Raw genomic sequence first — 25,000 nt, 5'->3', positions numbered from 1 at the left:
CGTGCCGCCGTCCTTCCCAGGAGCTCGCATGACATCCGCCTTCGATCATCCCGACTGGCTGGCCTCTTCCCTGCTGGCCGACGTCGGCGCCCACGCGCTGGCCGCGCGCATCAAGCCGCTGGACCCCGCCTGGCGGCTCTGGGGACCCGCGCTGCCGGTATCCGTCCCGCCGGGCGACAACCTCGCCATCCACCACGCGCTGACCCTGACCCGCGCCGGCGAGGTGCTGGTGATCGATGCCCAGGCCTACCTGGAACGCGCCGTCATGGGCGGCATCATGACCACCCAGTCCAAGGCTGCCGGCCTGGCCGGCGTGGTCATCGACGGCGCCATCCGCGACAGCCTGGAACTGGTCGAACTGGGCCTGCCCGTCTTCGCGGCGGGAACGCACCCGGCCGGCCCCTCGAAGAAGGGCGACGGCGGCGTGCTGCACCCGATCGTCTGCGCGGGCGCCCCCGTGCGCGCGGGCGACTGGATCCACGGCGACTGCGACGGCGTCGTGGTCGTGCCGGTGGAACGCAAGGACGAACTGCTGGCCGCCGCGCACGCGAAGTACCTGCGCGAGCAGGAGCGCATGGCCGCCATCGCCCGCGGCGAACTCAAGCCCGCCTGGCTGGACGCGGACCTGGCCCGCGCCGCCATTGCCGTGGCCCCCCGCCAGCGCGCATGACGCGCGCCTACCCGATAACGAACCGGAGACAATCCATGTATCGACGCCCCCTCCTGGCCGGCGCTCTCGCGGCCCTGGCCCTGTGCGCCGCGCCCACCGCCGGCGCGCAATCCTATCCCGCCAAGTCCCTGCGCTTCGTCGTGCCGTTCGCCGCCGGCGGCCCGGCCGACGTGGTGGCGCGCGAAGTCGCCTCCAAGCTGGGCCAGCAACTGGGCCAGACCATCGTGGTCGAAAACATGGGCGGCGGCCACGGCGTCCCGGCCATGAACGCCGTGGGCCGCGCGGCCCCCGACGGCTACACGCTGCTGATGGCGGCGTCCGGCAACGTCACCATCCAGCCGCTGACCATGCGCAGCAGCGCCGAGGCGATGAAACGCCTGGTGCCGGTCGGCATGGTGTCCAGCAGTCCCCACGTGCTGGTGGCGACGACGAAGATCCCCGTCACCAGCGTGCAGGAACTGATCGACTATGCCCGCCGGCATCCGGGCAAGGTGAACTTCGGTTCGGCCGGCACCGGGGGCGTGGCGCACCTGGGCATGGAGCTGTTCAAGGCCCTGAGCCGCACCCAGATCGAGCACATCCCCTACAAGGGCACTTCGCAGGTCATGGTGGACCTGGCTTCGGGCGAGGTCCAGGCCCTGTTCAGCAGCATGCCGTCGCTGAAGGCGCTGATCGACAAGGGTTCGATCCGGGCGCTGGGGCTGACGGCTCCCAGCAAGGCGTCGGACACCGCCAGCCTGCCATTGATCTCGGCCACGCTGCCCGGCATGGAATACACCACCTGGTACGGCCTGTACGCGCCCACGGGCACGCCGCAACCCGTCATCGACAAGCTCAATGCCGAACTGCGCAAGACGCTGACCGACCCCGCGCTGGTCGCCCGCATGCGGGAACAGAGCGTGGACCTGATCGCCAGCACCCCCGCCGAACTGGACGCCCGCACCAAGCAGGACACCGAGAAATGGGGCCGGCTGATCAAGGAAGAGAACCTGAAGATCGACTGAGCTTCCCCGGCTTCCCCCCGACGCCCGCGACCGGCTTGCCCGGTTCCGGGCGTTTTTTTGCCCTCTTTTATAAATCAAAACATAAATGATAGTGAGAATTAATCTTGATTAAAATCCGTATTTGCTCAAGAATCTCGGCTTCGTTCGTCTACGCCCTAGCGGCCCGGTTGGTTTCATGTCCCGTCCGTCCTCCCCACGCTCCACGCCGTCGCGCCTGCGCCGGGCGCTCCATCTCGCGCTGAGCGCTCCCCTGGCCACGGCCGCCGTCGCCGTGGCGCAGGAGGCCCACACCCTGGCCCCCGTCGTCGTCACCGGCACCCGCACCGAAAAAACGCTGGACGACACGCCCATCCGCACCGAAATCGTCACCCGCGAGGAAATCGAGCGCACCCACGCCCGTACCCTGACCCAGGCGCTGGAGAACATCCCCGGCCTGCAGTTGCGGGAGATCCACGGCAAGTCGGGCTACGAGTTGTCGCTGCAGGGCCTGAGCAGCGACCAGGTGCTGGTGCTGATCGACGGCCTGCCGATCTCGGCCAGCACCGGCTCCACGGTGGACCTGAGCCAGTACCTGCTGACCGACGTCGACCACATCGAAGTGGTCAAGGGCGCCACCTCGGCGCAATACGGCAGTTCGGCCATGGGCGGCGTCATCAACGTCATCACCCGCCCCGCGCAGCCCGGCCTGTCGGGCACGGCCACGCTGGACGCCGGCAGCTACGGCAGCCAGAACAGCAAGGGCGGTTCGTGGCGGCCGGCCAACCGGCACGGCCAGTTCTCCATCCAGGGTGGCAACGAACAACTGCGCGGCCGCATCGCGGCCGACGTGCTGGACGATGACGGCTTCGGCATCAACCCCGACGCCTGGAGCCGCCAGGGCGACGAGATCCGCCGCCAGCAGTATTCGGCGCGCGTGGACTGGCTGCCCGGCGCCCGCCAGCGCTACTTCGTGGACGGCAGCGTCTACCGCGAGGACGATACCCAGCGCTACACCACCTTCGTGCCGCCCAACCTGCTGCCGCAGCGCAAGACCGAAACCATCGAACGCAAGCGCCTCACCGGAGGCGGCCAGTGGGAACTGGGCAACGGCACCAGGCTGCAATTGAAGGGCGTGGGCGAACGCTACGACAGCACTTCCCAGGCCTACTCCAACGAATTCGCGACCACGCGCCGCACCGCCAAGCAGGAAATGGGGCACCTGACCGCGCAGGTGGACCTGCCGGCCTGGCGCAACCAGTTGTGGCAATTCGGCGCCGACTACCACTACGAAGACCTCAAGCAGGACAACAACGGCGTCTCCGAATTCGTGCGCAGCGGCTCGGTCGACCGTTCCAGCAAGGAAGTCTTCGCCCAGAACGACATCATCTTCAACGACACCTGGGAACTGCTGCTGGGCGCCCGCTACCAGGACGACTCCGACTTCGGCGGCCACTTCGCGCCCAAGGCCAGCCTGCGCGGCAAGCTGCTCAACACCCAGAACTGGAGCGGCGTGCTGCGGGCAAGTTTCGGCCAGGGCTATCGCGTGCCCAACCTGAAGGAACGCTATTACCTGTTCGACCACAGCGCCCTGGGCTACATGGTGCTGGGCAATCCCGACCTGAAGCCCGAGGCGTCCAACAGCTTCCAGCTGGGCGGCACCCTGACCTTCCGCCAGGACGTCACGTTCGAGGTCAATGCCTTCATGAACCGGGTGAAGGACCTGATCCAGACGGACATGAGCAACACCACCATCATCGATGGCGTCACGGCCTACACCTACCGCAACATCGCGCGCGCCCGCACCCAGGGCATCGAGACCGGCTTGCGCTGGCAGGCCACACCCGCCCTCGCGCTGAACGTCGGCTACACCTTCACCGACGCCAAGAACCTGGACACCGGCGGCGAACTGACCCGGCGGCCGCGCCACATCGGCCGCGTCGGCGCCGACTGGCGCGCCCTGCCCGACACCACGGTATCCGTGCGCACCCGCATCCAGAGCAGCGAACTGATCTCGTCCGACGACGTCGCGCAGTCCAACGGCGGCTCGGGCGGCGGCGGCCGCTCGCCGGGCTGGACCACGCTGGACCTGATGGTGAACCAGAAGATCGGCCGCCAGCTCACGGTGTTCGCCGGCATCAACAACCTGTTCGACCGCCAGCGCGACTTCTCCAACCCAACCGATTTCGGCCCGCTCCGAGGCCGCTTCATCTACGTCGGGGCGCGCTACGCCTTCGGCTCGACCCAATAACCTTTTCCTAGGGGGGAACCCATCATGCAATCCAGATCCTTGTTCACGCTCGGCGCCCTGTGCGCCGCCCTGGCGCTCGCGGGCTGCGGCGGCGGTGGCGATGGCGGCAGCACCGGGGGCGGCGGCAACAATGGCGGCGGGGACGGCGGCGGCACCACGCCCACGCCCACCAACAAGTTCACGCAAAGCGGCGAATGGACATTCACGCTGCCCGCAGCCGGCGCCTCGGTCTGCTATGACTTCGACACCAAGGCGGCCGTCGCCAGCTGCTCCGGCAATACCTGGGACCTGAAACTGACCAGCAGCGGCCTGACCGGCACGCTATGGACCAACAGCGGCACCAGCGGAACAGGATCGGGCGGCGCCTTCGGCGGACCGTTCGAACACACCTGGACCGAACTGAAGACCTATCAAAGCGCCACGACGGACCCCACCAGCGGCGCGGCCCTTCCCGCCACCGTCTACGCCGCCGATGCCGCGGCCAGCGTGTTCACCGGTACCAACGACATCCGCGCCGCCGCGTTCGAATACGGGGTGACCGGCAGCTCCACCGACCACAGCCTCTACCCCAACTTCCGCGTCTTCCTGATCACCGCCAACAGCGCCGCGGTGGTCGGATCGACCACCACGCCGGTCACCACCGGCGATGGCGTGTTCGCCCTGCAGGTCACCGGCTACTATGGCGGCCCGGGCGGCACGACCTCCGGCCACATCTCGTTCCGCTGGGCGACCCGGACAACCGCCCCCATCATCCAGACCGCCACGGTCGACGCCACCAGCGGCTGGGTCTACTACGACCTGGTCAACAAACGTACCGTGGACCAGAGCGGCGCATGGCACATCGCCTTCAACCGCTACAACGTCAAGCTGAACGGCGGATCGTCGGGCACCGGCACCGTCGCCGGCTTCCTCGGCAAGACCCCGGCCGGCTTCTACGACTCCACCGGCAAGCCCATTGCCGCCAAGTTCACCAGCACGACCAGCATCTCGGACACCGAAGCCGAACTGACCGCCGCCGACTTGGCCACGCCGGCCCGGACCTCCGCATGGGTCAAGGACAGCAACTCCTCGGCGCTGAACCCCGCCGTGCAGGGCGCCTACCCCAATCCGCTGAGCTACGGCTGGTACACCTACTACCCCACCGCGGCCGCCGCCAAGAACGCCGGGCTGCCGGAAGTCGCCCACATCATCAGCGCCAACCCGGCCAACGGCACCTTGATCCGCAACGGCGAAGGCAGCAGCTACACGCGCCTGCACCTGACCGGCATCACCTACGCCGATCCCCAGGACGCCAACAGCGCCCAGACGTGGACCTTCGCCTACGATCTCCAGCCAGCCGCCGACTGATTAGTTTTGGAGCGGTTGTACCTTTACCGCCGTCCTTCGGGACGGCGGTTTTTTTTCGTCGCGAAAGCGTGCGCCCCTCTGCTAATATTTCGCGCAGCATTGCTCGCCGTCTCCACCCCCCCCCACCCTCTGGAGAGTCCCCCATGCGTAAGCTCATCGGCCTGTTGAGCCTCGTCCTGCTATTGGCTGCGTGTTCCGAAAAAAGCGCCGACAAGGAAATCAAGGTAGCGGTATCGCCGGCTTCCCCGCCCAACCTGTTCGAGGAGAACGGCACCACCAAGGGCCTGGACCTCGATATCTTCGAGAGCTACTGCAAGGCCCGGGGCTGCAAGCTCAAGATCACGGCCTACGACTGGCAAGGCATGCTGGGCGCGGTGGTCAGCAAGCAGGCCGACGTGGCGTTCTCCGGCATCTCCATCACCAAGCAGCGCGAAGAGGTCATGGATTTCTCCAAGCCCTACATGGAGAACACCTGGAACCTGGTCAGCCTGAAGAGCCGCAACATCAAGTTCGACGACCTGGCCGAGATGAAGAAGTACAGCGTCGGCTATCCGCGCGGCATGGCCTACAGCGACTTCATCAAGAACGACCTGACGCCCAAGGGCGTCTATACGCTCGACAAGGTCAAGATGTACCCGTCCTATAACGAGGTGCTGTCCGACCTGCAGAACGGCAACCTGGACCTCGCCTTCCTGGACGGCACCGTGGCCTCGGTCTACCGCAAGACGCTGCCCATCCAGGACAGCTACGTCTTCACCGGCTTCGACCGCTTCGGCTTCGCCTTCCCCAAGGGCTCCAAGCTGCGCGAGGACTTCGACAACTACATGGCGAACGAGCTCAAGCCCGAGGGCGTGCAGGCCATCATCAACAAATGGATGCAATAGTCCCCCCCGTACGCCCTTCGGGCGCCCCCCAGGGGGCGATGCGGGTGGACCGGCGGAGCCGGATCCACCGCATCCTGGGTCTGGTGCCGCTGTCTTGGGTCGGTGCGGTGGAGCTTTGCCCCATAGGTACGGTATAGCGCGATGGATATCGCGCGAATATTCGGGCTGCTGGGGACGGGGGTTGGATATACGGTCCTGGTGACGCTGGCTTGCAGCGCCACCGGCGTGGTCGTGGGACTGGCGATCGCCATCCTGGGGCGGCTGGGGTGGCGGGCGGTGGATGGGGTGCTTGGGGTATTCACCTACGTCTTCCGCGGCATTCCGGTGCTGGTGCTGCTGTTCATCGTGTTCTTCGGGCTGCCCACCATCGGCGTCGGCGTGCCGCCGCTGGTGTCGATGATGCTGAGCCTGGGGCTGATCACCGGCGCCTATCTGGGCGAGGTGTTCCGCGGCGCGCTGGATTCGGTCGAGGCCAGCGAGGTGCTGGCGGCCGAGGCGATGGGCATGAGCCGGGTGCAGATCTTCGCCTACATCGAGCTGCCGCAGATGCTGCGGTTCTCGGTGCCGGGCATGGTCAACGAATTCACCACCGTGCTGAAGTACTCGCCCTTCGGCTACACGGTGGGCATCCCCGAAGTCATGAAACAGGCCATGGCGCTGTCCGCCGCCACGCTGCGCGGCGTGGAGATCTATTTCGCCGTGGGCCTGGTGTACTTCGCGATCTACAAGATACTGGTGACGGCGATCTGGGCGCTGGAGAAGCGCTGCCGCGTGCCGGGCCTGACGGAGCATTGAGAAACGGCCATGGCGCTACTGACAGTCCGCGATCTGAAGATGGCCTACGACGGCCGGACGGTGCTCAACGGCATCGACCTGGACCTGGAGGAAGGCGAACTCAAGGTGGTGATGGGTCCCTCGGGCTGCGGCAAGTCGACCCTGCTGCGCTGCCTGAACCGGCTGGTCACGCCCACGTCCGGGCAGATCATTTTCCGGGGCGAGGACGTCATGCGCCCGGACACCGACGTGCGGGCCCTGCGCCAGCGCATCGGCTTCGTGTTCCAGAACTTCGCCCTGTACCGCCACCTGACCGCGCTCGAGAACGTGACGCTGGGCCTGCGCAAGCTGCGCGGCATGGCGACCGCCGCCGCCAACGAACGGGCCATGCACGAACTGGGCCGCATGAACCTGGCCGAGCACGCGCAGAAATACCCGGCGCAGCTCTCGGGCGGGCAGAAGCAGCGGGTGGCCATCGCGCGGGCGCTGGCGATGGATCCGGCGGTGCTGTTCTTCGACGAACCCACCTCGGCGCTGGATCCGGTCATGTCGCGCGAGATCATCAACGTCATCAACCAGTTGCGCCGGGACAAGGTGTCGATGCTGTGCGTGACCCATGACCTGACGCTGGCGCGCACGGTCCAGGGCCGCGTGCTGTTCCTGGACCAGGGCGAGATCCTGGCCGAAGGCGAGGCGGCCGAGTTGTTCGGCGACCACGCCGATCCCCGCATCCGCGCGTTCTTCAGCTGAATGGACGGCCTGCTGACCTTTCTCGGGCAAGTCGCGGAGTTCGGGCCGCAGATCCTGCTCGGCCTGGAACATACGCTGCTGCTGGCCGCCGTCATCACGGTAACCGGCCTGCTGGGCGGCATCCTGGTGTTCTACCTGACGCTCAGCCCCAGCCGCCTGTGCCGCCGCCTGACGGAAGGCTACATCTCGTTCTTCATCGGCACGCCGCTGATCGCCCTGCTCTTCCTGATGTACTACGGCCTGCCGCAATGGGGGCTGCGCCCCTCGCCGCTGACCGTGGCGATCATCGGCTTCACGATGAACGTGGCGGCCTACAACGCGCGCTACCTGGCCACGGCGTATCGCGGGCTGGACCGGGACGAACTGGAAGCGGCGCGGGCGCAGGGATTCTCGGCGCCGCAGATCTTCCGCCTGATCACGTTGCCGCAGGTGCTGCGGCTGTCGATTCCGGCGCTGTCCAACCAGGTGATCCTGAACCTGAAGGACAGCTCGGTAGCCTTCCTGATCCAGTACACCGAGTTCTTCGCCCAGATCCAGGACATGGCGATCCGCAACTTCCAGTTCTTCAAGGCCTATGTGCTGGCCGGCCTGGTCTACCTGGCGCTGGTGTCGGTCATCGTGCTGGCCGCGCGCCAGCTGGAGCGGCGGCTGATCCTGCCGGGGACGCGGCGCATCTAGGGCCTGTCCAGGCCCCGGGGCTCAGATCACTCCGTAGCGCGCCCGGTATGCCAGCACCGCCTCGCGGTGCTGTTCGAATTCACCGCCCCCGCCGCCCTGCTGGATCATGTCGAGGATGTCGTCCAGCGAGGCGATGCTGACCACCGGGCAGCCGTTGGTGTGCACCACGTCCTGCACCGCCGAGTGCTCGGACAGGGCGTCGTCGGGGCCGACCCGCTCCATGCGGTCCAGCGCGATCAGCACGGCGGCCGGCTTGGCCTTGGCGGCCTGGATCAGGCGCACCGATTCGCGCACCGAGGTGCCGGCCGAGATCACGTCGTCGATGATGACCACGCGGCCTTCCAGCGGCGCGCCGACCAGCGAACCGCCTTCGCCGTGGTCCTTGGCTTCCTTGCGGTTGAACGCGAAGGGCACGTCGCGGCCGCGGGCGGCCAGCGCGACCGCGGTGGCGGTAACCAGCGGGATGCCCTTGTAGGCCGGGCCGTACAGCATGTCGAATTCGACGTCCGAGGCCAGCAGCGCCTGGGCGTAGAACTCGGCCAGCCGTCCCACGGCCGCGCCGCTGTTGAACAGTCCGGCGTTGAAGAAGTAGGGACTCAGCCGGCCCGCCTTGGTCGTGAACGCGCCGAATCGCAGCACGCCCAGCTCGGTGGCGAAGCGGACGAAATCGGTACGGAAACGGCTCTCGTCGATCGAGGGCTCGGTGTCGGCGGGACGGGGGGCGGTAGCGGTCTGGGGCACGGCGGTCACGGTACGAAGTCACAACGGCACGGGGGAAGGCCTTCCCCCGGCGGCGCGATGGGCCAGCGTGATTGTAAAACGGCTCGGGCCCCCCGGGCGAATCTACTTCAAAACGTCCCGCAGCCAGGCGGCGCACTCGCCCGCCTCCTCCACCGGCCAATCCACGGTCAGGGCGGTATCGCCACGGCGCAGTTCGATGTGGATGCTGCGTCCGGAGGCGCCGCCGCGGCCTCCCAGCAGGCGCGACCACCAGCCGCCGTCGGAGACCGAGGCGTGGCTGGCCGGCTGGCCGTTGACCCGGGCGGCCGGGGCGGCGGCAGCCTGCGGCGCCGCGGGCGCCACGGGCACGGCCGGGCTGGCCACCGCGGCCGGACGGGCGGGCGCCGCCGCCGGGGCGGCCACCGGAGCCGGGGCGCCTTCCGCCGCGTCCCTGCGCGTCACGGTCACCTGGGCCGCGCCGGGGATCTCGCCGCCGGCCAGGCGGGTCGCCAGGTTCTGGCTGAACTCTTCCCACATCCGGTCGGCCTTGGTCTTCATGACGCTCAGGCCGAAGGTCCCCAGCCGGCCCAGCACGTCGACCGTGACCTTGGTGCGCAGCTCGGTCTGTCCGTCGGGCAGCGCCGTCAGGAAGATCTCGCTCTGCTGCTTGAGCGAACTGGCCACCGAGGAGTCCTCGCCGGTGCCCTCGGCGCGCAGGTATTCGGGGGCGCGCTGCTCGACGATGCGCGTCCTGAGCTTGAACTTGGCGCTGATGAAGCTGATCTTGACGTGGATGACGGCGTTGTACTCGACGTCGCTGACCACCTCGATGGACTTCATCCCGGGCACGCAGCTGGCCATTACCGTGGGGTCCAGCAGCATGTCCCAGACCTTGGCGGCCGGGGCCGCCACCGTTAAGACTTTTTCAATTTCCACGCATTTTCTCCGAAGCGTCGAGGATGGACTCGACGATCTGGGCATAGCCCGTGCAGCGGCACAGGTTGCCGTTCAGTCCTTCGCGGACCTGGTCGGCCGTGGGCCGGGGGTTGCGCTCGAGCAGGTGGCAGGCCGTCATCAGCATGCCTGGCGTGCAGTAGCCGCATTGCAGGCCGCCGCACTCCATGAAGCTCTGCTGCAGGGGATGGAGTTCGTCGCCCTTGGCCAGGCCCTCCACCGTCGTGATGTTGCGGCCGTTGGCCTGCACCGCCAGAGACAGGCAGGACTTGACCACCTCGCCGTCCACCAGCACCGAGCAGGCGCCGCAGATGCCGGTTTCGCAGCCGCGCTTGGTGCCGGTCAGGTTCAGGTCGTCCCGCAGGAAATCCGACAGCATGCGGCGCGCGGGGACCTCGGCGCTGTGCTGTTCACCGTTGACGGTGACTTCGATCAGGTGCTTGCTCATGGCCTTTTCCTCAATCCGTGGCCAGCCCGTACAGGCCGGCGATGGTGCGCCTGGCGACCACCCGCACCGTGTCGCGGCGGAACTCGTCGGACCCCCGCGCGTCGGATACGGGCTGGATGTCGGCGGCGACGATGTCCGCGGCTTCGGCTGCCACCTCGGGCGTGATGGTCTTGCCCGCCAGAAAGTGTTCGGCGCGCGGCACGCGGCAGGGAATGGGCGTGGAGGCGCCCACCGCCAGGATGGCCTCGCGGCAGGTGCCGCCGCTGCGGCGCGTGGCCAGCGACAGGCCGATCAAGGGCCGGTGCTCGGCGGCGGTGCGCAGGAAGCGGGTGTACAGGCCGGAAAAATCGGCCGGTGGCGCCGGCACGCGGATCTCGACCACGATCTCGTCGGGTTCGATGGCGGTCACGTAGTAGTCCACCAGGAACTCCTCGATGGACAGCACCCGCTGGCCGCGGACGCTGCCCAGCACCACCCGCGCGTCCAGCGACATCAGGCAGGTGGGCGGGTCGGTGGACGGGTCGGCATAGCAGAGATTGCCGCCCAGCGTGCCCTGGTTGCGCACCTGGGGATTGGCGACCTGGGCCGCCATGGCCGCCAGCATGGGATAGTGCTGTTTCACCACCGCCGAATCGGCCACGTCCGTGTGGCGCGCCAGCGCGCCTATGCGCAGGCCTTCCACGGGATCGAAGCGGATCCCGCGCAAGGCCTCGATACGCGCGACCGAGATGATGTGCGAGGGCACCAGCATGCGCTGGCGCATGGCCAGCATCAGCGCCGTGCCTCCGGCCATGACCCGGCAGTCCTCGCCCAGGTCCGCCAGCATGCGGCTGGCCTCGGCCACCGATGCCGGCTCGAGGAAATCGAAATCACGCATGGCGGGAGCCTCCTTGTTCCTGTTCGCGGGCCTGGCGCTGCGCGCGCAAGCCCGCCAGCACCTTCTCGGGCGTGATCGGCAGGTCCGTGATCCGCACGCCGATGGCGTCGTAGACCGCGTTGGCGATGGCCGGCGCGCCCGGCAGGATGGCCGTCTCGCTCGCGCCCTTGGCGCCATAGGGTCCATTGGGATCGTTGGATTCGACGATGCCCGAACGCAGCAGCGGAATGGAATCGGCGGTGGGCATGTTGTAGTCGGCGAAATTGCCGTTGGCCAGCCGGCCGTTCTCCAGCTGCAATTGCTCGTACAGCGCCCAGCCCATCGCCTGCGCCGCCGCGCCATTGCTCTGGCCGTGCACGGCCAGCGGGTTGAAGGCCTTGCCGCAGTCGTCCGACACGTAGGAATCCAGCACCGTGACCTGGCCGGTCTCGGTGTCGACCTCGACCTCCACGGCCTGCGCCGCGTAAGAGTGCGCCGGCGCGATGTTGCCGTGGACGTCGCCGTGCATGACGGTCTTGGCGTCCCAGGTGGCGCTGACCTGCAGGCCTTCGCCGTCGTGGCGCCAGATGTGCAGCTTGGCGATCTCGGCGATGGTGGCGCGCTTGTCGGGCGCGCTCCGGGAGCGGATGAAGCCGTCCACGATCTCCAGGTCGTCTGCCGGGACCTCCAGCTTCGTTGCGGCAAGCCCGATCAGCGCCTCGCGCGCCTTGCGCGCGGCCAGAATGGCCGCATTGCCCGCCGCGATCGTCACGCGCGAGGCCAGCGAGCCGATGGCGTACGGCGAAATGTCGGTATCCGGCGCGACCACGTGCACGTGGTCCAGGGGAATGTTCAGCTCATGAGCGACGACCTGGCTCAGCATGGTCATGGCGCCCTGCCCCATGTCGCATTCGCCGCTGTGGATCACCGCGCGGCCGTCCTCGTTGATCTTGACGATCACCGTCGAGCCGTCCCAATTGCCGATGGTGCGATTTCCGCTGACGTGCATCGCGGCAGCCATGCCGACGCCGCGAGGCCTGGAGCCCCTGACCTGATTACCCTTGCTGGCGCGCTTGGCCTTCCACTGGATGGCGTCTATGCACTGGTCTATGCATTCGCGCAGGCCGGTACTGCCTATCTTCCAGCCATGTATCGAGGTATCCCCCGCCTCGTGCGCGTTGAGCTTGTGGATCGCCACCGGATCCAGTCCCAACTGTTCAGCCATCATGTGGATGTGGCTGTTGAGCGCGAACTGCATCTGCGCGCCGCCGAATCCTCGGAACGCGCCATGCGGCGGGTTGTTGGTATAGACCAGCGTCGCATGCGAACGCACATTCTCCAGGCGATGCATGTTGTCGCTTCGCATGGCCGTCACGTGCATCACCTCGGCCGACAGGCCACTGTAGGCGCCGCATTCGGCAACGATACGCACGTCCTTGGCGACGATGCGGCCGTCCCTGGCCATGCCCAGCTTCAGCGTGATCCGCTCGGGTACGCTGGAACAGCAGGCCAGGAAATCCTCCAGGCGGTTGTTCACCACCCGCACGGGCCGGCCGGTTCTGACCGCCAGCAGGCCGGCGATCAGGTTGTTGGCGTCCTCCACCATCTTCCCGCCGAAGCCGCCCCCGGTCGTGGCCTGCATGACACGGATGCTCGAGACGGGCATCTCGAGCGCCGCCGCGAGGCGCATCCGCGCCTGGAATATGGATTGCGTGGACGTCCATACCTGGAGGCGCCCGTCCGGATCGATAGTCGCCACCGTCGCCATGGGCTCGAGATACCCGGGGTACTGGGCATGGCAGTCGTATGTCGCCTCGTAGACGAGATCCGCCTTGGCGAACCCCGCATCCACGTCGCCGAGATGGAACTTGATCTCGTGCGAGACATTGTTGCGGCCGGGATGCACGCCGGGCGCCTCTTCATCCAGCGCCTCGTCGGGCGTCAGGATGGCCGGCAGCTCCTCGTACTCGACCGCGATCAGGTCGAGGGCATCGCGCGCGATCTCCTCGGTCGTGGCCGCTACCGCGGCCACTTCCTCTCCGGCGAAGCGCACGACGCCCTCGGCCAGGATGCGCCGTTCCTTGTGATGCACCCCCCACATGGCGCGCGGCGCATCCGCGCCCGTCAGCACCGCCTTGACACCCGGCAGCGCAAGCGCCGCCGAGACGTCGATACGGACGATGCGCGCATGCGGATAGGGACTGCGCAGCACCTTGCCGTGCAGCATCCCGGCGACCTTCACGTCGCCGGCATATTGCGCGCGCCCCAGTACCTTGGCGCGCGCGTTGACCTGGGGAATGGCCTTGCCCAGCGTGGATGCGTTCATCCTGACCTCCTGTTGCTCGGTCCCTGCATGGCGGGCTTACTGCGCCTTGATGCCCAGGGACTTGATGATGCCGCCCACCACTTCATACTCGCGTGCATTGGTGCGGCCGAGTTCGGCGGGTTCGCCGCCGTGCGGGAATGCGCCGTAGGTAGCCAGCTTCTGGATCACGTCCTGCTGCTTCAGGATCTCGTTCAGGTGGCCGTTCAGCAGCTTGACGACATCGGCGGGCGTGCCCTTGGGCGCGAAGAAACCGTTCCACGATCCCACCACGATGTCCTTGTAGCCGGACTCGACCAGGGTCGGGATGTTGGGCGCGAGCGGCGACCGCTTGGCATCGCCGATGGCCAGCGGCACCAGGCGGCCGGCGGCGAAGTACTGCGTGACCGGGCCCAGCGTGACCCAGGCGGTATCCACGTGGCCGGCGACGACGTCGGTCACCGAGGGGCCCACGCCGCGGTAGGGCACGTGCTGGATGGATACCTTGGCCTCGCGGTTGAGCCATTCGGCGATCACGTGCATGGGTGAACCCGCGCCCGGGGTGGCGTAGGACACCGTCTTGCCGGCCTTGGCGGCGTCGATCATGTCCTTGACCGTCTTGAATCCGGTCTTGGGATTGGCCACCAGCACCAGCGGCTGCACGGCGGTCTGGTTGACGGGCTCGAAGCCGTTCAGCACGTCGTAGCTCTGGGCGGGCGACAGGCCCAGCACCATGGGCGCGGTGGTGAAAGGATTGGGCGTGAACAGCAGCGTGTAGCCGTCGGGCGCGGCGCGTCCGACATAGCCGTTGCCCACCGTGCCGCCGGCGCCGCCCTTGTTCTCGACGATGACCGACTGCTTCAGGCGCTCGCCCAGCTTCTCGGCGAACAGGCGCGCGATGGCGTCGGTGTCTCCGCCTGGCGGGTAGGACACGATGACGGTGATCGGCTTGGCGGGATAACCGGCCGCCTGGGCAGCGCCCAGGCCGACACAGCAGGTGGTGATCGCCATGGCGGCGGCAAGCATCTGGCGGCGATAGAGATTCATCACTGACTCCGAAGGGGACGATCGGGTACGGATAGACATAAGCATCGATTCACTGGTGAAACGCTTGTTCACACAGGAAACGCGATCATCCACTTTTCTTGTTGATGCATCAACACTAAGATTGTACCGATTGACAAGCCGGAACAAAATATTTTTGGATTTCGAAATATTCCGTCAGACATGACGATCCCGGCACTGTGGAATAATCCTCCGTCCCATGCCGGAACCCTCTAGCCGACCGCCATCCATGCCCCCGAAAAAGAAGGCCTCCCTCCGCCCCCCCTCCACCGGCGACCATCCGTGGACGGACATCGACGAACAGGGAACCGGCCTGTCCGTGGACGACTTCATCACCACGCTGGTCGTGCGCACCGGCAACTCGCTGCGCCGGGTCGTGACCCTGCCCTATTCCGACCAGTTCGGATTGACCATGGCCGAATGGCGCATGCTGTCGGTGGTGGCCGAGGCGCAATGCCTGCCTTTCTCGGAACTGGTCACGCGCTCGGAAACCGACAAGTCGCTGGTCAGCCGCGCCATGCGCCTGCTGGAAACGCGTGGCCTGGTCATCCTCGAACCGGTGGCCGGCTCGCCGCGCCGGGGGCTGACCTGCCGGCTCTCGGCCGACGGCCAGGCGCTGTATGACCGCGCCATGCCGGTCGCCCAGCGCGCCCAGGCCGCCATGATCCGCGTGCTCGACAACGAAGAGCGGGAGGTGCTGTACCGGACGCTGCACAAGCTGCGTCGCGCCTGCCATGATGAAGAGGACACCCTGGCCGACGATGGCCAATAGCGGTCGCTACTCCTGCTCGGCCTCCATGGCCTGGCACTTTCTCTGAAGCTTCTTCAAGGCCGAAAACAGGGCCGCGCGCTCGGTCTTGCCCAGGCACGCCAACAGGGACGCCTGCCTGGCGCGCGCATGGGGAAGTACCCGCTTGTACAGCGCCATGCCATCCTTCGTAAGTCGATAGGAGAGTTTCTTCTTGCTGGTTTCCGCACCCGGGCAGACCTCCGCCAGGCCGCGTTCGAGCAAGGCTTGCAGGCCGCGGCTGACTTGCGCCTTGTCCGACCCGGAAATGTCGACCAGATCGATGAATCGCGCCGGTGCAAGCCGCGCCAGCATCGCCAGAAAGCGCCACTCCGAGACGGTCAGGCCAAACGTCTCGGCATAAGGCGCGGTCACTGTCCGGCGCAGGGCATTGGCCAGTTGAACGATAAGCGTGGAGGGAAAATTCTCCACCGCCAGGTCGGAGCCATCTGGCTCGACGGACGCCCATGGGGAGGGTTCCGAGCGCGGCCGTCCGGGAGGCCGCCGCTTTGCTGATGTGGTCATGGGGTCGGTAGCGATCGCTGCATCCGGCAACTTTACCAGGGACGCTGCGACGCCATCGCCCCTTCAATCGATCTTGATTCCCGCCTCGGCAATGACACGCCGCCACTTTCGGGTATCGGCATCGATCAGGACCCGGAGCTGGTCCGGCGTACTACCTTGGGGTTCGACGAAGATTTTGAGCAGATTGTCGCGTACATCCTGGCTCCGAAGCGTATCGGCCAACGTGGCGCCGAGCACCGCCATCACGGTTTCGGGCGTCCCCGCGGGCGCCAGCATGGCGGACCATGCCCCGACCTCCACCCCCTCGATGCCGACATCGGCCATGATGGGAATCCGGGGAGCCAGCGGCGAGCGCACCGCGCCCAGGTTGCCCAGGATCTTCAAGCGCTTCGCCTGGACCATGGGTTCGACCGTGGTCAGGTCCGCGACGACGAGTTGCGTTTCGCCCGCGGCCGCCGCGGCAACCGACGGAGCGATCCCTTTGTAGGGCACGTGGACGATGTTCGTACCGGTCGCCGACTTGAAGAGTTCTCCGGACAGATGCAGGACCGTGCCGTTACCGGCCGAGCCGAACGTCAGTTTCCCCGGGTGGGCCTTGGCCAGCGCGACGAGTTCGGGCGCATTGTTCGCCGGCACGTCCCGGAAGGCTGCCAGCACCACGGGCACATTGCCGACCAGCGAGATCGGGGCCAATTGCGCGCCGGGGTCGTACGGCAGATTCTTGTACAGGGAAACGTTGGAGGTCAGTGTATTGGCCGTGGTCAACAAGAGCGTGTAGCCATCCGGTGGCGCCTTGACGACCAGATCGACGCCGATGATGCCCGCCGCGCCCGCCCTGTTCTGTACGACGACAGGCTGCCGGAACCGCTCGGACATGCTCCGGGCGATGATGCGCGCCGTCGCATCGGTACCCGCTCCAGCCGGATAGGGGACGATGATGGTGATAGGGCGGCTGGGAAAACTCCCCCCGGGCACCTGCGAGTTCACGCCCGGCGCGGCTGCGGAAAGGACTAGCGCAAGTACCGCCCTCGGGATCCATTTCATGATGTTCTCCATAGTCTCGTTCAATATGCGGGCAACGCGAACACGCGCTCGGCGTTGGTCTGGAAAAAGGCACGCTTCTCCCCGGCATTCAGCGGCATCCGCTCCATCTCGGCCACCTCCTGCGGAACGTACTGGTACGGGTAGTCCATCGCGTACATCACCCGCTCCGTGCCCACCACCGAGCGCACGAACGAGATGACAGGCTCCCAGGGCATGCCGCTGGTGGTGTAGTAGAAGTTCTCCCGCAGGTAGTCGCTCGGCTTGCGCTGCAACGGCGGCACGCCCGGATAGCGGTTCGCGCGAACGTTGATCGCGTGGAGATAGTCCAGGCGGTCGAACCAGAACGGCAGACCCTCTCCTAGGTGGCCCAGGACGATACGCAGCCGTGGGAACCTGTCGAGCGCACCCGATACGATGATGCGCAGGGCATGCAAGCCGGTTTCCACGGCAAAGCCGTACATGCCCACCTCCAGGCCGCGTGACAGCAATGGCTCGATCAGGCCCGGGGAAGGCGTGTTGGGATGCAGGTAGAGAGGAACGTCCAGCGCCTGCGCGGCGGCAAAAATCTCCCAATATTTTTCATCGTCCAGGTACTCGCCCTGAATGTGTGAATTGATCACCACCCCCTTCAGGCCAAGGCGCGTCACGGCGCGCTCGAGTTCGAGCGCCGCAGCGGCCGGATCCTGAGGCGCGACGGCAGCCAGCCCCGCCAGGCGGCCTCCCGCTCCACGGACGCCGTCAGCCAGTTGGTCATTGCAGGAAGCCGCCAGCGACGTCGCCAGCGGCGCCGAAAAGATTTGCACGCCGGGCGGCGTCAGGAACACCAACTGGCGATCGATACCCGCGGCATCCATATCGCGCAGGCGCCGCTCCCCGAGATCTTGCAGCCGCTTCGCTAACTGAGTGGCACGGTCGCTGTCGCCGCCGTAGAAACCCCACAAGCTGCGAAATCCAGGATCGCTGCGGGAGGTCGATTCGAGTTCCCGGCGATAGCGAAGCAATAGCTCCTCCGGAGCCCAAGCCTCTTCGACGGCGATGCGCTGATAGTCCCTGGTGGTCATTCGAATCCGCTCCATTTCTCTTGTCCTGCATCGACGAGTTCGCGCGACGCTCTTTTTTATGTTGACGGATCAACAAAAACTTTTCAATATTTATGTGAATCCATGAAGCATGAAAATTCCGATTACTCGTTTTTTTGATTGATCCAATAGGGAATTTCACAGCTACCCGAATCTACTTTTTCAGTTTTTTTGTTGCTTGATCAACATTTTTTCTTGAAAACATCCAATAAATCGATGATTTCGGCATACTGAAGAGGAATGCCTCGCCATGACGCCCCAGGACATTTCGCTCAGTGCGGTTTCCGTTCATGAACTGGAGCGCCGCTGGACGCTCGTCCGCGAAAAGATGGACGAACTCGGGCTCGATGCCCTGCTCGTCCAGAACAGCAACGACTGGTTGGGGGGATACGTCCGCTGGTTCACTGGATCCCCCGCTACCAACGCCTATCCACGGACGCTGGCCTTTCCCCGCCGGGGAAGCATGGCCCTGATCGAACAAGGCCCGTTCGACGGCGACGTTCGCGCCGAGACGGGTGGCGCGCTTGCGTATGGCGTAGGCCGTATCCTGCAGACGCCGAGCTATGCCAGTGTCCACTACACCCGTCACTACGATGCCGAACTGGCCGTTCGGGCACTGGCCGATATGGATTGCCGCCGGGTCGGCATCGTCGCGCCGGCAGCGATGTATCTGGGCTTCGGCACCCATGTCGCCCAATTGCTGCATGGAGTGGAAACCGTCGACGCGACGGATCTCGTCGATTGCATCAAGGCAATCAAAAGCGACGAAGAAATCGGCATGATCAAGGCCACCGCCGTGCTGCAGGACTGCATCGTCGAGGCGCTCCGCGACCACCTGCGCCCCGGTCTCCATGATTTCGAAGCCACTGCCTACGCGCAATACATAGGGCATCTCGGACGCAGCGAGCAGGGAGTCTTCCTCGGTTCGTCGGCACCGCCTGGCCGCGCCGCCGTGTTCCGGCCCCGTCACCAACAGGGGCGGGCAATGAAGGCAGGCGACGTTCTTACCCTGCTGATCGAGAACAACGGCCCAGGCGGCATGTACACGGAACTGGCTCGCACCTTCGTGCTCGGCAAGGCCCCGGCAAGCCTTCGCCGGCTGAATGAAGAAATGTCCGCAGCCCAGCGCCACACGTTGGAACTATTGCGGCCGGGAGCCGACCCGCGCGATATTTTCGCCGCGCACAACGATTACATGCGTCGCCATGGCCATGGGCAGGAACGGCGGCTGCACTGCCACGGGCAGGGCTACGACATGGTCGAACGCCCCTTGATTCGCCACGACGAAACGATGGCCATCGATTGCAGGATGAACATTGCCATTCACCCTTCCAGCCGCAATGCAGCCGGCTTTTCGACGGTTTGCGACAACTTCCTGATCGCCGCCGACGGATCAGTCGAGCGGCTGCACCGCACGCCAAGCGGCATCATCGAAATCCTCTAGCGCCCATTCCAGGAGTCGCCATGCCCCTCGTCTCCCGCCTCATCGCGTCCGCGCTCTGCGCGAGCCTCGTTCTGCCAGTCGCCGCCCACGCGCAAAGCTATCCTTCTCGTCCCATCAAGCTGGTCGTTCCGTTCCCGCCGGGCGGCGCGACCGACATGCTTGGTCGGATCATGGCCGACAAGCTGGCCGAACGGCTGGGCCAACCGGTGATCGTCGAAAACAAGCCAGGGGCGGGCGGCACCATCGGCTCCCTGCAAGTAGCGCGCGCGCAGGCCGATGGCCATACGCTGGTGCTCGGCGTAACCGGCACGCACGCGATCAGCCATTCGCTCTACAGCAAGCCCGCCTACGATCCCGTACGTGACTTCGCTGCAATATCGCGGCTGGTGACTGGTTCCCAGGTGCTGGTCGTAAACCCGGCCGTTCCTGCGACATCCCTCGCCACCTTCATCGGTCACCTGCGCGCACATCCCGGCAAGCTCACTTACGGATCATCCGGAAACGGAACCGCACTGCACCTGACCGGCGAACTCTTCGCCATGCACACGGGTACCGACATGCTACATGTCGCCTACAAGGGCACGGCGGAATTGGTTACCGCCTTGCTGAGCGGGCAGATCGACGCGGTCTTCGCCTCTCCCTCGAACGTCGTGTCCTACCTGGATACCGGCAGGCTCCGCTTCCTCGCCACCACCGGCAGCGGCCGCGACCCCAAACTGGCCAGCGTGCCGACCATGCGCGAAGCCGGCCTGCCGGATTTCGAGGTTCTTTCGTGGCAAGGACTGTTCGCTCCGGCGGGAACGCCACCGGCCATCGTCGATCGCTTGCATGCAGCCACGGTCGCCATTCTCTCCTTACCCGACGTGCGCGACGCGCTCACGGCGCACGGTTTCGTCGCCAGTCCCATGACACCCCAAGCGTTCCAGGCGTTCGTCTCGAGCGAAAAAGATCGGTGGCGAGCGGTGGTCCAACGCGCGGGCGTGCGAGTGGACTGAACGCACAGCTGCCAGCACGGCGGACAGAACGCGTAGAATTCGGCCAGTCATCCGTTTTTCCAGGAGCCGGCCTTGCTGCGCATCGTTTCCATCAACCTCAACGGTATCCGTTCGGCCTCCCGCAAAGGCTTCTTCCCCTGGCTGGGCGCCACCGGCGCCGACGTCGTCTGCCTGCAGGAACTGAAGGCCCAGGACGCCGACCTGACCGACGACATGCGCCATCCGCCGGGCTACGAAGGCCATTTCTTCCCGGCGCAGAAAAAGGGCTACAGCGGCGTGGGCGCCTATGTAAAACGCGCCTGCGAATCGGTCGTCATCGGCTTCGACAAGGAAGAGTTCGACGCCGAGGGCCGCATCCTGCGCATCGACTGGCCCGGCCTTTCCGTGGTCAGCGCCTACCTGCCCTCGGGCAGCAGCGGCGACGAACGCCAGCAGGCCAAGTACCGCTTCCTGGATCGCTTCGCGCCCTGGCTCACGGGCCTGATGGCCGAACACCGCGACACCGGGCGCGAGTTCGTCATCTGCGGCGACTGGAACATCGCGCACCAGGAAATCGACCTGAAGAACTGGAAGAGCAACCAGAAGAACAGCGGCTTCCTGCCCGAGGAACGGGCCTGGCTGACCAAGGTGTTCGACGAGATCGGCTGGGTGGACGTGTACCGCCGGCTGCATCCGGAGACCACCGGCGAGGCCTATACCTGGTGGAGCAACCGGGGCCAGGCCTGGGCCAAGAACGTCGGGTGGCGCATCGACTACCAGATCGCCACGCCGGGCATCGCCGGCACGGCGAAGGCGGCGGCCATCTACAAGGAAGAGCGGTTTTCCGATCACGCGCCGCTGACGGTCGACTACGACTGGAAGCTGGCCTGACCCCGCCGCGCTGCGCGCCGCCATGGACATCCGCCACCTGCGCTATTTCATGGCCATGGTCGAGGGCGGCAGCCTGTCCGAGGCCTCGCGCCGGCTGCACGTGGCCCAGCCCGCGCTAAGCCAGCGGCTGGCGGACCTGGAACAGGAATTGGAGGTGCAGTTGTTCGTGCGCGGCCCCAGCGGCATCGCGGTCACCGAAGCCGGCACGGAACTGTACGCGCGAGCCGCGGCCATCGTGAAGCAGCTGGAATCGGCCCGTGCGGCGGTGCGCGAGAAAGCGGGGCATGCCCAGGGCTGCGTGTCCATCGGCATCCTGAAATCCGTGGCACCCATAGTCGCCACGCCGCTGTACCTGGCCATCAAGCAGGAACTGCCGGCGGTCACGCCGGAAATCGTGGTCGGGTATTCCGACGAGCTGCGCCAGCGGCTGCGCGCCTCGCAATTGGACATCGCCATGCAGGTCCATGCCGCGCATGAAAAGTGCGCTCCCGCGACCCTGCTCTACCGAGAGCGCCTGTGCCTGGTCGGGCCCCGGCCGCTGGTCGATCTTCACCCTGCTCCGATCCGGCTGGAACAGCTGTCCGGCATCCCGCTGATCCTGTCGTCGATGCAGCCCAGCCATCGCATGCTGCGCGAGGAAGCGGCCAGGCGTGGCGTGGCGCTGGACATCGTGGGCGGCATCGAGGACTCGAAAGCGCTGCTGGACGTCTGCGCCACTGGCACGGCCGCCACCCTGCTGGCCGAATCGGTGGCCGCGCGCCGCGCGGGAAATGCCGGACTCGCCTATGCGCCGCTGGACGAATCGCGCCTGACGCGCCAGGTGGTCGTGGCGCTGAACGACAGCGTCATGAAGACGGGCGCGATCATCGCGGCCGAGGCCATCCTCGCGCGGCTGCTGCGGGAGCGCCTGGAAGCGACGCTGCCCTGAGGCGCGGACCGCGTCAATCGGCCGAGATGTGCGCCGCTTCGATCACGCCCCGCCAGCGAGCCGCTTCCGCGGCGATGAACGCGCCGAATCGCGCCGGCGTGCCGCCCGCCGCCTCCGCGCCCACCGACTGCAGCCGCTCCCGTACCTCGGGCCGCGCCAGCGCCTGGTTGAAAGCGGCATTCAACTGATCGACGATGGCGGACGGCGTACCCGCGGGCGCCACCAGGCCGACCCACCCGCGTATGTCCACGTCGGGCAGGCCCGCTTCGGCCAGCGTGGGCACGTCGGGCAGGGCCTTGAGCCGGACCGGCGAGGCGACCGCCAGGGCCTTGATGCGGCCCGTGGCCAGCCCCGTCAATGCCGCGGCGGACCCGGCCAGCGCCGCGTCGATCTGGCCGCCCGCCACGTCGGTCAACGCCATGGATATGCTCTTGTACGGCACGTGCCGGAGTTGCAGGCCGAACGAGCGCCCCACCAGCTCCACGCCCAGGTGCGCGGGCGAGCCGGGGCCGGGCGTGCCATAGGTGAGGTCTCCCGGGTGAGCCTTGGCATACGCCACGAACTCCTTCATCGTGCGCACCGGCAGGTCGCGCCGCACGACGAAGACGGGACTTTCCGTGGTCATCTGCACGATGGGGGCGATATCGCGGCCGAGGTCGAACGGCGCCTGCTTGCGCAGCGCCGGTATCGCGCTCAGCTGCATCGTGACCATGCCTATGGTGTAGCCGTCGGGAGCGGACTTGATCAGTGCGCCCAGGCCCAGGGTGCCCTGCGCGCCGGCGCGATTCTCGACCACCATCGGCTGCCCGAGCTTGTCGGCCGCGGCATCGGCCAGGCTGCGCGCGGCCGTGTCCGCGGGAGTACCCGGCGCACCGGGCACGATCAGGCGTATCGGCTTGGCCGGCCAGGTCTCGGCCTGCGCGCCGGCCGCGCAGGCGGCCAGCGCCAGCGCGATGGCCCGCGCCGCCAGGGTTATCGGTCTGCTTCGCATCGTCTCTTCCATGTTTGTCGTGAATAGCCCGCGGCTCACGCCACGGCGGTCGGCGCGGGATGGGTGTCCATGAGGTCCATCATTTCCCGCGCCAGTCTTTCCATCAATCCGGCCTTCAACGCCGCCGCGGCGGGATCGTGCCAGAGGTTGCGGGTCTCGTGCGGATCCTCGGCACGGTCGTACAGTTCTCCCCACTCGACGCCGCGATAGACGCTGAGCCGGTGTCCCGCCGTCAGCAGCGTGCGCATGCGCACCGGCGCATCGAAGCCGAAGTACGTCCGCTGGCCGTCCTCTTCGATCACCACGGCCTCGCGGCCGGCCGCATCGCTCCCTTGCGTGCCGGCCAGGAACGACCGGCCCTGGATGCCGTTGTAGGCCGGCACGCCGGCACGCTCCAGTATCGTGGGCGCGATGTCGATGGTGGACAGCAGCCCGCCGTGCACCCCGCCCGCCTGCCCGGCGGGATCGCGCCACACCAGCGGCGTGCGGATCAGGCTGCGGTAATGCAAGGAGCCCTTGAACAGCAACTGGTGGTCCCCCGCGAACTCGCCGTGGTCGCTGGTGAACACCACCACGGTGTCGTCCTCCAGTCCCAGCGCGCGCAACTGCGCCATCACCCGGCCGATCTGGGCATCGATGAAGCTGAGCGATCCCTGGCCCAGCGCGATGGCTTCCCGGGCCTCGCGTTCGGTGGCGGCGAAGCACGCCATGGTGTGCTTGACCGCCTGGCCGCGGTCGCGCTGCTCGCGCAGCCAGCGCACGTGGGGCGGCGGATCCTGGGAATGGAAGGACGCGGGCAGCGCGACCTCTTCCGGCTTGTACATGTCCCAGTAGCGCCCCGGCGGCGTGTAGGGGTGGTGCGGATCGGGAAAGGAACAATAGGCGAAGAAAGGCCGCCCGGCCTCCTTGGCCGCCCGCAGACGCTCGATGGTCCGGTCGGCGATCCAGGCCGTGGGGTGGCAGGCTTCGGGTAGCCGGGACCGCCAGGCCTGCCCGACCGAGGCCAGCACGTAGTCGGGCGCGGGGATGGCATGGCCGGGACCCACGCGGTCCGCCAGCCCGGGATGGTTGGCGCGCAGCCACCGGCGGTAGTGCCCTTCGGCCTGGTCGCCGTGCTCGATGGCCAGTTCCACGTGGTCGAAACCGTAGAACGGCGTCGCCACGGCGGCCTCGTCGTTCCCGTGCCAGGTGGCCACGCATTCCTGCTGGTAGTCGCCGGGAAAGGCGGCCTCGGCATCCCGCGGCCAGCGCGGTGCGCCCGGCGCCGGCAGGGGCGGCTTGGCCGTCATGTTCTGCAGGTGCGACTTCCCGATCAGCGAAGTCATGTAGCCTGCCTCGCGCAGTGCGTCGACGAAGGTGCGCGCGCCCAGCGAAAGCGGGATGCCGTTGTGGCGCACGCCGTGCACCGACGGCATCCGGCCCGTCAGCAGGCTGGCCCGGTTCGGCATGCAGATGGGCGTGGCGACGTTGCAGTCGTCGGCGCGCCAGCCCGCGCGGGCCAGGGCATCGATGTTGGACGTGTCGATGCGGTCATTGCCGTAGCATCCCAGATGGGAGGCGCACAGTTGGTCGACGATGAAGACGAGGAAGTTGGGTTTCATGGTGCCTGCGGCAGCGTAAGCCTGCGGGCACTGTAGAGCGCGGCGGCGGGACGCGGG

General features: G+C 66.9%; 24 protein-coding genes. 13 read left to right on the top strand and 11 right to left on the bottom strand.

Annotation, left to right across the window (positions count from 1 at the left end; genetic code table 11):
* Window positions 1-28 precede the first annotated feature (28 nt).
* The 8 genes from WKR98_RS06475 to WKR98_RS06440 all read left to right on the top strand — a co-directional run bounded on the left by WKR98_RS06475 (window position 29) and on the right by WKR98_RS06440 (window position 8,334).
* Window positions 29-670, top strand: a complete 642-nt coding sequence (locus tag WKR98_RS06475) for an RraA family protein (protein ID WP_124687365.1) — start codon at window positions 29-31, stop codon at window positions 668-670.
* A gap of 35 nt (window positions 671-705) precedes the next feature.
* Window positions 706-1,674: a Bug family tripartite tricarboxylate transporter substrate binding protein gene (locus WKR98_RS06470; protein ID WP_124687364.1), complete on the top strand. Its 969-nt coding sequence runs from the start codon at window positions 706-708 to the stop codon at window positions 1,672-1,674.
* Between the two features lie 175 nt (window positions 1,675-1,849).
* Entirely contained in the window at window positions 1,850-3,901 is a 2,052-nt protein-coding gene (locus WKR98_RS06465) for a TonB-dependent receptor plug domain-containing protein (protein ID WP_341432402.1), read from the top strand.
* Between the two features lie 24 nt (window positions 3,902-3,925).
* Window positions 3,926-5,248 (top strand): HmuY family protein, encoded by a 1,323-nt coding sequence (locus WKR98_RS06460; protein WP_341432401.1) that lies wholly within the window; start codon window positions 3,926-3,928, stop codon window positions 5,246-5,248.
* Between the two features lie 143 nt (window positions 5,249-5,391).
* Window positions 5,392-6,132, top strand: a complete 741-nt coding sequence (locus tag WKR98_RS06455; protein WP_124687361.1) for a transporter substrate-binding domain-containing protein — start codon at window positions 5,392-5,394, stop codon at window positions 6,130-6,132.
* Between the two features lie 141 nt (window positions 6,133-6,273).
* Window positions 6,274-6,927: an amino acid ABC transporter permease gene (locus WKR98_RS06450; protein ID WP_341432400.1), complete on the top strand. Its 654-nt coding sequence runs from the start codon at window positions 6,274-6,276 to the stop codon at window positions 6,925-6,927.
* A 9-nt stretch (window positions 6,928-6,936) separates the two neighbouring features.
* Complete coding sequence (locus WKR98_RS06445) at window positions 6,937-7,656, top strand: amino acid ABC transporter ATP-binding protein (RefSeq protein WP_124687359.1); 720 nt, start codon at window positions 6,937-6,939, stop codon at window positions 7,654-7,656.
* Entirely contained in the window at window positions 7,657-8,334 is a 678-nt protein-coding gene (locus WKR98_RS06440; RefSeq protein WP_124687358.1) for an amino acid ABC transporter permease, read from the top strand.
* Between the two features lie 21 nt (window positions 8,335-8,355).
* On the opposite strand, the gene pyrE is transcribed toward WKR98_RS06440, so the two are convergent.
* From pyrE to WKR98_RS06410, 6 genes are all read right to left on the bottom strand, one after another.
* A complete protein-coding gene (gene pyrE / locus WKR98_RS06435) occupies window positions 8,356-9,027 on the bottom strand; it encodes an orotate phosphoribosyltransferase (RefSeq protein WP_124692172.1) in 672 nt (223 codons plus the stop codon).
* A gap of 150 nt (window positions 9,028-9,177) precedes the next feature.
* Window positions 9,178-9,990, bottom strand: coding sequence for a CoxG family protein (locus WKR98_RS06430; RefSeq protein ID WP_341432399.1), 813 nt, complete (start codon window positions 9,988-9,990; stop codon window positions 9,178-9,180).
* Complete coding sequence (locus WKR98_RS06425; RefSeq protein WP_341432398.1) at window positions 9,980-10,456, bottom strand: (2Fe-2S)-binding protein; 477 nt, start codon at window positions 10,454-10,456, stop codon at window positions 9,980-9,982. Before WKR98_RS06425 ends, WKR98_RS06430 begins: the two co-directional genes overlap by 11 nt.
* Before the next feature lie 10 nt (window positions 10,457-10,466).
* Window positions 10,467-11,333, bottom strand: coding sequence for an FAD binding domain-containing protein (locus tag WKR98_RS06420; RefSeq protein WP_341432397.1), 867 nt, complete (start codon window positions 11,331-11,333; stop codon window positions 10,467-10,469).
* Window positions 11,326-13,638 carry a xanthine dehydrogenase family protein molybdopterin-binding subunit gene (locus WKR98_RS06415; protein ID WP_341432396.1) on the bottom strand — a complete coding sequence of 771 codons (2,313 nt, stop codon included), beginning with the start codon at window positions 13,636-13,638 and terminating at the stop codon, window positions 11,326-11,328. Before WKR98_RS06415 ends, WKR98_RS06420 begins: the two co-directional genes overlap by 8 nt.
* A 36-nt stretch (window positions 13,639-13,674) precedes the next feature.
* The gene (locus WKR98_RS06410) at window positions 13,675-14,661 is read right to left on the bottom strand and encodes a Bug family tripartite tricarboxylate transporter substrate binding protein (RefSeq protein WP_124687353.1); all 987 of its coding nucleotides are present in this window, start codon (window positions 14,659-14,661) and stop codon (window positions 13,675-13,677) included.
* A gap of 247 nt (window positions 14,662-14,908) precedes the next feature.
* Here WKR98_RS06410 and WKR98_RS06405 point away from each other — a divergent pair, with 247 nt between their 5' ends.
* Entirely contained in the window at window positions 14,909-15,451 is a 543-nt protein-coding gene (locus tag WKR98_RS06405; RefSeq protein ID WP_124687352.1) for a MarR family winged helix-turn-helix transcriptional regulator, read from the top strand.
* A 6-nt stretch (window positions 15,452-15,457) separates the two neighbouring features.
* Here WKR98_RS06405 and WKR98_RS06400 read toward each other — a convergent pair whose 3' ends face one another.
* The 3 genes from WKR98_RS06400 to WKR98_RS06390 all read right to left on the bottom strand — a co-directional run bounded on the left by WKR98_RS06400 (window position 15,458) and on the right by WKR98_RS06390 (window position 18,096).
* Window positions 15,458-15,991: a MarR family winged helix-turn-helix transcriptional regulator gene (locus WKR98_RS06400; RefSeq protein ID WP_341432395.1), complete on the bottom strand. Its 534-nt coding sequence runs from the start codon at window positions 15,989-15,991 to the stop codon at window positions 15,458-15,460.
* Window positions 15,992-16,054: 63 nt separating this feature from the next.
* On the bottom strand, window positions 16,055-17,035 hold the full coding sequence (locus WKR98_RS06395; protein ID WP_341432394.1) for a Bug family tripartite tricarboxylate transporter substrate binding protein: 981 nt from the start codon (window positions 17,033-17,035) through the stop codon (window positions 16,055-16,057).
* A gap of 20 nt (window positions 17,036-17,055) precedes the next feature.
* Complete coding sequence (locus WKR98_RS06390) at window positions 17,056-18,096, bottom strand: amidohydrolase family protein (RefSeq protein ID WP_341432393.1); 1,041 nt, start codon at window positions 18,094-18,096, stop codon at window positions 17,056-17,058.
* Between the two features lie 268 nt (window positions 18,097-18,364).
* Here WKR98_RS06390 and WKR98_RS06385 point away from each other — a divergent pair, with 268 nt between their 5' ends.
* The 4 genes from WKR98_RS06385 to WKR98_RS06370 all read left to right on the top strand — a co-directional run bounded on the left by WKR98_RS06385 (window position 18,365) and on the right by WKR98_RS06370 (window position 22,351).
* On the top strand, window positions 18,365-19,558 hold the full coding sequence (locus tag WKR98_RS06385) for a M24 family metallopeptidase (protein WP_124687348.1): 1,194 nt from the start codon (window positions 18,365-18,367) through the stop codon (window positions 19,556-19,558).
* Between the two features lie 20 nt (window positions 19,559-19,578).
* The gene (locus tag WKR98_RS06380; RefSeq protein ID WP_124687347.1) at window positions 19,579-20,553 is read left to right on the top strand and encodes a Bug family tripartite tricarboxylate transporter substrate binding protein; all 975 of its coding nucleotides are present in this window, start codon (window positions 19,579-19,581) and stop codon (window positions 20,551-20,553) included.
* A 72-nt stretch (window positions 20,554-20,625) separates the two neighbouring features.
* On the top strand, window positions 20,626-21,423 hold the full coding sequence (locus WKR98_RS06375) for an exodeoxyribonuclease III (protein ID WP_124687346.1): 798 nt from the start codon (window positions 20,626-20,628) through the stop codon (window positions 21,421-21,423).
* Window positions 21,424-21,445: 22 nt separating this feature from the next.
* Window positions 21,446-22,351, top strand: coding sequence for a LysR family transcriptional regulator (locus WKR98_RS06370; RefSeq protein WP_341432392.1), 906 nt, complete (start codon window positions 21,446-21,448; stop codon window positions 22,349-22,351).
* 13 nt (window positions 22,352-22,364) lie between these two features.
* Here WKR98_RS06370 and WKR98_RS06365 read toward each other — a convergent pair whose 3' ends face one another.
* Both WKR98_RS06365 and WKR98_RS06360 read right to left on the bottom strand, forming a co-directional pair.
* Window positions 22,365-23,342, bottom strand: coding sequence for a Bug family tripartite tricarboxylate transporter substrate binding protein (locus WKR98_RS06365; protein ID WP_161567652.1), 978 nt, complete (start codon window positions 23,340-23,342; stop codon window positions 22,365-22,367).
* A gap of 35 nt (window positions 23,343-23,377) precedes the next feature.
* Window positions 23,378-24,943 carry a sulfatase family protein gene (locus tag WKR98_RS06360; RefSeq protein WP_124687343.1) on the bottom strand — a complete coding sequence of 522 codons (1,566 nt, stop codon included), beginning with the start codon at window positions 24,941-24,943 and terminating at the stop codon, window positions 23,378-23,380.
* Window positions 24,944-25,000: the final 57 nt, after the last annotated feature.

The sequence above is a fragment of the Pigmentiphaga sp. YJ18 genome (genome assembly GCF_038066655.1).
Classification (GTDB): Bacteria; Pseudomonadota; Gammaproteobacteria; order Burkholderiales; family Burkholderiaceae_B; genus Pigmentiphaga.
Note: the sequence above shows the minus strand (reverse complement) of the source record. Positions and strands in the feature narration are given on the sequence as shown.

Coding starts and splice junctions, on each gene's coding strand:
- WKR98_RS06475 (WP_124687365.1), top strand. CDS start 29: ATGACATCCGCCTTCGATCATCCCGACTGGCTGGCCTCTTCCCTGCTG.
- WKR98_RS06470 (WP_124687364.1), top strand. CDS start 706: ATGTATCGACGCCCCCTCCTGGCCGGCGCTCTCGCGGCCCTGGCCCTG.
- WKR98_RS06465 (WP_341432402.1), top strand. CDS start 1,850: ATGTCCCGTCCGTCCTCCCCACGCTCCACGCCGTCGCGCCTGCGCCGG.
- WKR98_RS06460 (WP_341432401.1), top strand. CDS start 3,926: ATGCAATCCAGATCCTTGTTCACGCTCGGCGCCCTGTGCGCCGCCCTG.
- WKR98_RS06455 (WP_124687361.1), top strand. CDS start 5,392: ATGCGTAAGCTCATCGGCCTGTTGAGCCTCGTCCTGCTATTGGCTGCG.
- WKR98_RS06450 (WP_341432400.1), top strand. CDS start 6,274: ATGGATATCGCGCGAATATTCGGGCTGCTGGGGACGGGGGTTGGATAT.
- WKR98_RS06445 (WP_124687359.1), top strand. CDS start 6,937: ATGGCGCTACTGACAGTCCGCGATCTGAAGATGGCCTACGACGGCCGG.
- WKR98_RS06440 (WP_124687358.1), top strand. CDS start 7,657: ATGGACGGCCTGCTGACCTTTCTCGGGCAAGTCGCGGAGTTCGGGCCG.
- WKR98_RS06425 (WP_341432398.1), bottom strand. CDS start 10,456: ATGAGCAAGCACCTGATCGAAGTCACCGTCAACGGTGAACAGCACAGC.
- WKR98_RS06420 (WP_341432397.1), bottom strand. CDS start 11,333: ATGCGTGATTTCGATTTCCTCGAGCCGGCATCGGTGGCCGAGGCCAGC.
- WKR98_RS06415 (WP_341432396.1), bottom strand. CDS start 13,638: ATGAACGCATCCACGCTGGGCAAGGCCATTCCCCAGGTCAACGCGCGC.
- WKR98_RS06410 (WP_124687353.1), bottom strand. CDS start 14,661: ATGAATCTCTATCGCCGCCAGATGCTTGCCGCCGCCATGGCGATCACC.
- WKR98_RS06405 (WP_124687352.1), top strand. CDS start 14,909: ATGCCCCCGAAAAAGAAGGCCTCCCTCCGCCCCCCCTCCACCGGCGAC.
- WKR98_RS06400 (WP_341432395.1), bottom strand. CDS start 15,991: ATGACCACATCAGCAAAGCGGCGGCCTCCCGGACGGCCGCGCTCGGAA.
- WKR98_RS06395 (WP_341432394.1), bottom strand. CDS start 17,035: ATGAAATGGATCCCGAGGGCGGTACTTGCGCTAGTCCTTTCCGCAGCC.
- WKR98_RS06390 (WP_341432393.1), bottom strand. CDS start 18,096: ATGACCACCAGGGACTATCAGCGCATCGCCGTCGAAGAGGCTTGGGCT.
- WKR98_RS06385 (WP_124687348.1), top strand. CDS start 18,365: ATGACGCCCCAGGACATTTCGCTCAGTGCGGTTTCCGTTCATGAACTG.
- WKR98_RS06380 (WP_124687347.1), top strand. CDS start 19,579: ATGCCCCTCGTCTCCCGCCTCATCGCGTCCGCGCTCTGCGCGAGCCTC.
- WKR98_RS06370 (WP_341432392.1), top strand. CDS start 21,446: ATGGACATCCGCCACCTGCGCTATTTCATGGCCATGGTCGAGGGCGGC.
- WKR98_RS06365 (WP_161567652.1), bottom strand. CDS start 23,342: ATGCGAAGCAGACCGATAACCCTGGCGGCGCGGGCCATCGCGCTGGCG.
- WKR98_RS06360 (WP_124687343.1), bottom strand. CDS start 24,943: ATGAAACCCAACTTCCTCGTCTTCATCGTCGACCAACTGTGCGCCTCC.